Origin of the sequence: Saccharopolyspora shandongensis, assembly GCF_900106995.1 — a bacterium.
In the GTDB taxonomy this organism is placed as follows: Bacteria; Actinomycetota; Actinomycetes; order Mycobacteriales; family Pseudonocardiaceae; genus Saccharopolyspora; species Saccharopolyspora shandongensis.
The window spans coordinates 1-6,356 of record NZ_FNOK01000101.1 but is presented as its reverse complement, the minus strand read 5'-3'; the positions used below and the strand labels follow the sequence as shown (position 1 = coordinate 6,356).

Annotated in this window: 5 protein-coding genes and 2 pseudogenes; 1 reads left to right on the top strand and 6 read right to left on the bottom strand. The window is 67.3% G+C overall.

What is annotated here, in order from left to right; all coding sequences use genetic code 11:
- From BLW84_RS48240 to eccD, 5 genes and pseudogenes are all read right to left on the bottom strand, one after another.
- Positions 1-2,114, bottom strand: a pseudogene (locus tag BLW84_RS48240) (hypothetical protein); the annotation flags it as partial.
- A gap of 105 nt (positions 2,115-2,219) precedes the next feature.
- Positions 2,220-2,510: a hypothetical protein gene (locus BLW84_RS44845; RefSeq protein ID WP_093278714.1), complete on the bottom strand. Its 291-nt coding sequence runs from the start codon at positions 2,508-2,510 to the stop codon at positions 2,220-2,222.
- A gap of 25 nt (positions 2,511-2,535) precedes the next feature.
- Positions 2,536-2,826 (bottom strand): hypothetical protein, encoded by a 291-nt coding sequence (locus BLW84_RS44840; RefSeq protein ID WP_093278713.1) that lies wholly within the window; start codon positions 2,824-2,826, stop codon positions 2,536-2,538.
- Between the two features lie 11 nt (positions 2,827-2,837).
- Positions 2,838-4,196 carry a type VII secretion protein EccB gene (gene eccB, locus BLW84_RS44835; RefSeq protein WP_093278711.1) on the bottom strand — a complete coding sequence of 453 codons (1,359 nt, stop codon included), beginning with the start codon at positions 4,194-4,196 and terminating at the stop codon, positions 2,838-2,840.
- A 44-nt stretch (positions 4,197-4,240) separates the two neighbouring features.
- Entirely contained in the window at positions 4,241-5,569 is a 1,329-nt protein-coding gene (gene eccD / locus BLW84_RS44830) for a type VII secretion integral membrane protein EccD (protein ID WP_177227060.1), read from the bottom strand.
- 16 nt (positions 5,570-5,585) lie between these two features.
- Here eccD and BLW84_RS48235 point away from each other — a divergent pair, with 16 nt between their 5' ends.
- Positions 5,586-5,933: a hypothetical protein gene (locus tag BLW84_RS48235; protein ID WP_177227059.1), complete on the top strand. Its 348-nt coding sequence runs from the start codon at positions 5,586-5,588 to the stop codon at positions 5,931-5,933.
- Positions 5,934-5,983: 50 nt separating this feature from the next.
- Here BLW84_RS48235 and BLW84_RS44825 read toward each other — a convergent pair.
- Positions 5,984-6,356 (bottom strand): annotated as a pseudogene (locus tag BLW84_RS44825) (amino acid permease); the annotation flags it as partial.

The window sequence follows — 6,356 nt, the reverse complement described above, 5'->3', positions numbered from 1 at the left end:
CCAGACGAACCACCAGAACCACCACCGCCGCCTTTGCCGTCACCCACCTTGGCCATCGGCGCTTGCACACGCGCGCCTCGGGCAAGCGGCCCATCCCCCTGACCACCAGACGAACCACCAGAACCACCATCGCCGCCCTTGCCATCGCCCACCTTGGCGACCGGCTTCACCGACGTCACCGGCTCCGGCGACACACCCCCCTGACCACCAGACGAACCACCAGAACCACCACCGCTGCCCTTGCCGTCACCCACCTTGGCCATCGGCGCTTGCACAGCCACGCCTCGGCCAAGCTGCCCATCCCCCTGACCACCAGACGAACCGGAACCGCCACCATCGCCCTTGCCGTCACCTTCCCGGCCCCCAGAACCGCCCCTGCCGTGACTCCCCTGACCACCAGAAGAACCACCGGAACCGCCGCCATCCCCAGTCCTTTCCTCGCGCGGCGTGTGAGGCTTGACGCCCTGTCGGCCTTCGCCGGGGAGCGAACCGTAGGTCGGGAGGCCGTGGAATCCTGGCGGCGGCCCGTCCGAGTTCGGATCCTGGATCACCAGGGGATGCTGAGTGCCTTCGGTGCGACTCGTTCCGTCCGGCGCGCATTTCGGTCCGTCGAACTCGACCTTGCCATCTTTGCCGAGAGCGACTTTGCCGTCGTCGAGCAAGGGCGCCTTGTCCCGCGGACCAACCCAGCGCAGGTCGCCGTTGGGCATCACGATCAGTCCGGCGGTTCCGTCGTCTGGATTGCCCGACCCCGGCTTGCCGGACGCGAAAACCTTGGTCGGGTCGCCCTCGTCGTGCCCGTTGTAGAGGGTTTGGACGTCGCCGTTCTTTCCGATGCGGGCCTCGTACGGGCCGTTGTCCAGTAGCGGGGCGTCCTTCGGGTCGCCAACCCACTTGAGCTTCCAGGTGCCGTCGCCGTTGACCCAGGCCAGGCCCGACTCCTCAGATGAACCAGACGTGCCGTCCCCCGGCTGGACCGAGTGGACCGGCTTCACCAGCGTCGTCGGCTCTGCCGATGGGAGCGCATCCCCCTGGCCACCAGACCGGTCGTGGAAATCCGATCGCTCGTCACCGACAAACGGCTCCCGCTCGCGATAACCGGCCGGCTCCGCCGATGGCAGCGCATCCCCCTGGCCACCAGACCGATCACCGAACTCCGACCTCTCGCCGGCAAACGGCTCCTGCCGGTGATGACCGGCCTGATCCCCACCAGACCGATCACCGAACTCCGACCTCTCACCGGCAAACGGCTCCCGCTCGCGATAATCGGCCCGAAAGACCTCCGGAGGGGGGTCGACGACGATTTCGCCTTTGTCCCCGAGGCTCACGTGGCCGTCTGGCGTCAGCGGAACGTCGTCTCTCGGTCCGACCCACCGCAACTCACCGTCGGGCATGGCCATGAACCCGGATTCATCGGGGTGGCCGCCAATGTGCAGATCCCGGTCGTCAGCAGAGGATGGCTCATAGTAGGTCGCGTTGGAAGCATCGTCGCGGTCCGCAGGGTTGTAGGACTGCTCAAGCTCGCCGGATACATTGAGATGCACTTCGTATGGGCCGTTGTCGAGAAACGGCGCATCCTTCGGGTCACCGAGCCACTTGAGTTTTTCTTCTCCGCCCTCCTTGACCCAAGTCAAGCCTTCGTCGAGCGGTGTCCGGTGCGGGGTGTCATCCGGCCGGGGCCCCGGCTCCTGCACGTCGGGACCGTGCTGCGCGACATGGTTCGCCGGCGTCCCGTCCACACTCCTTCGAAAGAACACGGGAGTCATCGCCGGCCCGGGCATCGCCGGACTCGCGTCGGGAAGGTTCTGCCCGACATGGTGCGTCGGCGTCCCGTCCACATGCCCTGGCTGAGACACGGGAGTCTGCGGGTGCGAATTCGAATTCGGCGTGAACTGCGGGTCCGGGGTGTCATCCGGCAATTCCGCCCGGGTCGTCTCGTCCGGATCCGGCTGCTGCGGCGCGTTGGGACCGTGCTGCCCGGGAGCCAGCACCATCGCCCTGTTCGGCCCCAGACCATCCAGCCGCGGATCCGGCTGCGGCTCGCCGGTCGGCCGGTTCAGGCGGTGGTTGCTGCCACGCCCCGGAAACTTGCCGCCCGCGGGGTCGTCAGTCATGGCGGAGGGTCCTTTCTGCACGCGAGTCACTGGAGGGGCGTGGAATTGATAAGGAGGATGACCGCGGGCCCACCGAAGCGAGCCCGCGGCCGAGGGGAAACGGGACTACATGGACATGATTTTGGCGCCCATGTTGTCGCCGTCCTTGAAAATCTCGTGCACCTTGAACGACTTGGTCACATTGTCGTTGAAGGCTTCCGACATCTTGGCGTACTGCTGGTTCCACTCCCTCTGGAGCGGCCCCCACAACTCCTCGGCCTGACCCTGCATACCTTCCGGAACCTTTCGCAGGCCCTGGTTGAGTTCCTCGATGATGACCCCGGCCGCGACGTGGCACTGCCGGAGTTGCTCGTTGAGGTCCATGTAGCCGTCATGGTTGATGTCAAATCGCGACATGGCTATTCCCCTTCCTTGAATGAGATCAGCGGGCGGTGGCGTCGGCGTCGCCGCTGGCCTGCGTGTTGGTCTTGCCGGTCTCGACGACCTTCATGTTGAGGTCGTCCAGCGCCTTCACCAATTTCTCGAAGTGGCTGTTCCACTCGGAGAACCTGGTGGTCAGCATTCCACCGGAGGTGGAGTTGTTGACCAGTTTGATCTGGTCGGTCATCTGCCAGACCTTCTGCTTGACGGTCGTCATGTTGGTGACCGCTTGGTTGGCGGCATTGATACCCACCGCCAGTACGCCGGAGTCGTAGCCATACTTAGGCGCCACGGGAATCTCTCCTATCCTTGTTGAGCACCATTGATTTTTTCGAGCACTGGCCCGGTTGGCAGCAGTGCCAGCAGATCGGCCGGAACCAGCCGAGCCGTCTCGACAGGGAGGCCAAGAGCGCTGGCCGCATCGGCGTCGGCCACCGGGAACTTGGCTCCCGCTTCGGTGATGAGGTAAATACCCGCACCAGGAACATCCGGCGCCGGGCGAGTGCGCGCCAGGAAGCCGGCGCCGGGGATGATCTCCACCCGGTCGGCCACCCGGCCGTCGCGCACCACCCCCGCCGTCTGATTGCTTTGCGCATCGCCCTGCGGCGGCGGTGCCGTCACCAACCGCGCCTGCGACTGCTCCCACCGCACGCACGGCACACGGCCCGCCAGATCCGGTCGGTCCGGCGGCTGCGCCGGCAGCGCGGACTGCCACACCGGCGCAGGCAGCACGTTCTGCGTCGCCAGCTCCGAGGGCGTGATGCGCACGGCCTCTCGCGCGGGCGATGCCGGGTCGGCGCTGAGCAACGCGGACACGGTCGAGGTCACCGGGACCAGGCCGTTGCCCGCGGCCACGAAGTAGTTGTTCCCCACCGCCTCGGGCACGACGATCAGCTGCCCGACCACGGTTGGCGTCCCGCTGAAGCTGGGCCCCGCCTTGTTCGCGTCCCGTTCGACCGGCGGCGAGCCGATGTCCGGCCCAGACGGCAACGTGTTCAGCCACGACGAATCCACCGCGAGAGCCTGAGCCGGGTCGAGCCCGAGCGCGCGCGGCACCCATTCAGCCGCGATCCGCAGCCGCGTGCCCTGCCACGCCAGGTACATGTCCCCGCCCGCGGTGACCAACAGCGCCTGGTCGTCGCGCATGTCGGAGACAGCTGGTCCTTCGCCGACCGTCACCGACAGCTTGGTGCCTTCGTCGGCCCCCGCACACACGGTCCACGGACTGTCGGACGACCCGGTGGGGATCGCGTCCGGTGCACCGAGGATCCCGATCGGCGCACCGCGCGGCACGTCGGCGAGGTCGGCCGTCTTGACCGTGGCGACCTTGGGATTGCTGCCGATGAGCAGCCGCGCGGACGCCTGGTTCAACACCGGCCGCAGCCGGCCGTTGACCATCATGAACCGGTTTCCGGTGTCCTCGGCGACAATCAGCGTTCCCGGCTCTCGCCACCCGTCGTTGCCGCCACCGATGTTGGTGAACAGGTTGACCACCGCGACGATCGCGGTCACCAAGATCCCGATGACGATGCCAACGGCGAGCCCGACTCCGGTGCGCCGCAGCGGGCGCTCCGGCCCGTCCGGGTCAGTACGCAAGATCGCCGAGGACAGCCGGCCCGCGACAAAGGAATAGGCGTCCACTTGGTCTCGCCTGGTGTACATCACTCACCTCCCAATCCCGGCACGGTCGTAGGTAGGAAAATGGTTCAGAGCAGGGAAGCAACCCAGCCATAAACTCCAATCACGGAGAGCAAAATGGGCAGCACGGCCAGCGCGCAGATCCACTGGAGGATGTCGCCCCACCGGCCCCAGCGCGGAATCAAGCGCTTACCGGGCAACGTGTGCGCGGCGGCCACGGCGAGACCGGACAGCGACAGCAGCCCGAGCAGCACGCCCATCCGGCCGACCAACGGCATGCTCGCGCTCCAGCCGAGCATCAGCACTGTCAGTCCTATCCCGGCAGGCACCAGGGCGGATACTCGATGCCAAATTCCGACGACCTCACGGGCCTGCAGCAACAGCAGCACGCTGATCAGCGCCGTCAGCAGGATCGTGTCCCACTGCACGACCGACCCCAGTGCGATCAGTCCCCCGGTGCACAGCCCGCCGAGCACACCGAGGATCGAGGTCAGGTGAGTGTCGGACAACGACGCGCGGTCGAGGACGCCCTCGCCCGGCAGCGGGTCGAGGCCCTCCTGGAACTCGTCCTGCGTGGTGGGTACCGGCTCCACCGACAGCCCGCCCAGCCATGCCGAAATGTTCGGGGCTGCCCTGGTCAGCGCGACCGCGACGATCGTGAGGATCGCGGCCGTGGACGCGCCGTCCAGGCCGACGAGCACGGTCAGCACGCCGCCCAACGCGGTGAGCACACCACCAGCGGCCACCGCCTGGAACGCCGGTTTGGCCGTCTTCAGCGACACCCGGGCCAGCACGGCAGAGACAGCGATGGCCACCCCGGCGGACAGAATCCCCGGCCCGTCGATCCACGCCGGCGGTGCATCAGCACCGGGGAAGGCCAGCCCAGCCACGGCCGCCGCGAAGACTCCGACTCCGGCCAGGGTCACCGCCTGTCCGCCACTGTCGCGGACGTACAGCGACATGCCGGCGGCTCCGGCCAGAAGCAGCAGGCTGACCGTGGCCGCACCGATGGCGATCCCCGTCCCCGTCGCCGCGAAGGTGCAGACGAAGATGGCCAGCAGCGCGCACACCGCAGCGGTAGTCATGCTGGTGTAGTAGGTGAACGCCGGGCGCCAAGTGTCGCCACGACCGGACAGTCCGGTGTGGACACCATCGACCAGGTCGTCGAAGTCGGCGACCGGCAGCTGGTCGTCGCGCGGTCGCAGGTAGAGCATGTCGCCGTCGTACAGCCCGGCCTCGGCGGTGCCCTTGTCCTCGTCGAGCGGCTCCTCGCCGAGCCGTTGCAGCACCCAGCCGCCGTGCTCCATGCCCGAGGTGGCCAGCGTGGGATCGAGGTGGCCGAGCACCGTCGGCATGAGGTCGGCTATCGCCACGTGCGCGGGAACGGCCAGTTCCACGCGCGAGGACGGGCCAATGATGATCAGCCGGCACATCTCGCTGGACCCACCGGAACCCGGGGCTGTGGTCGCCGTGCTCGTCGCCTCCATGACAAGCACACGTTTCGCCGGACGTGCCTGGTTCAGAAGAACCACGATGACCGCGCGCGACCGGGCAAGCGATGAAACCACCCCGCGCCACGCGGCCGCCAGACAGTGCGGAGTCCGCGCTCAAAATCTCTACGATTACTACTGCTCAAGGCTGTTGTCGTACGTCACGCAAGCCCTCGCCGACCAACACCACGCCGCGAAACCGGCCGAGGAAGCCCTGCACGAACGGGCAACCGGCCGCCGCCCAGATTCTCGCGGCCGTGCTTCCAACTAGCACAAGAGCGGGAGCGGTCCGTGACCGCTCCCGCTCTTCGTTTCCGCTTCTCAGTCCTCTTCGTCGAGCGCCTTGGTGGTGTCCACGCGCTTGCGGACGGCGAACCAGCCGATCACCAGCACCACGACCAGCACCGGCACGCACAGCAGCGTCAGCCGCCCGGCCGGGACGTCGAACCACATCAGCACCACCACCGACGCCAGGAACGCCAAAGTCGCGATCTGCGTGACCGGCGCGCCCGGCAGCCGGTAGGACGGCCGCTCCACCTCACCCGACTTCGCCTTGCGCACGAACAGCAGATGGCACAACACGATCATGGACCAGGTGGTGATGATGGCGACCGCGGCGAAGTTCAGCACGATCTCGAACGCATCACCCGGCACCACGATGTTGAGGCCGACGCCGAGCACGCACACCGCACCT

What these genes read in the sequence shown, in the direction of transcription:
- BLW84_RS48235 (WP_177227059.1), top strand. Translation starts at nt 5,586, where the DNA reads ATGATGATCAGCCGGCACATCTCGCTGGACCCACCGGAACCCGGGGCT.
- BLW84_RS44845 (WP_093278714.1), bottom strand. Translation starts at nt 2,510, where the DNA reads ATGTCGCGATTTGACATCAACCATGACGGCTACATGGACCTCAACGAG.
- eccB (WP_093278711.1), bottom strand. Translation starts at nt 4,196, where the DNA reads ATGTACACCAGGCGAGACCAAGTGGACGCCTATTCCTTTGTCGCGGGC.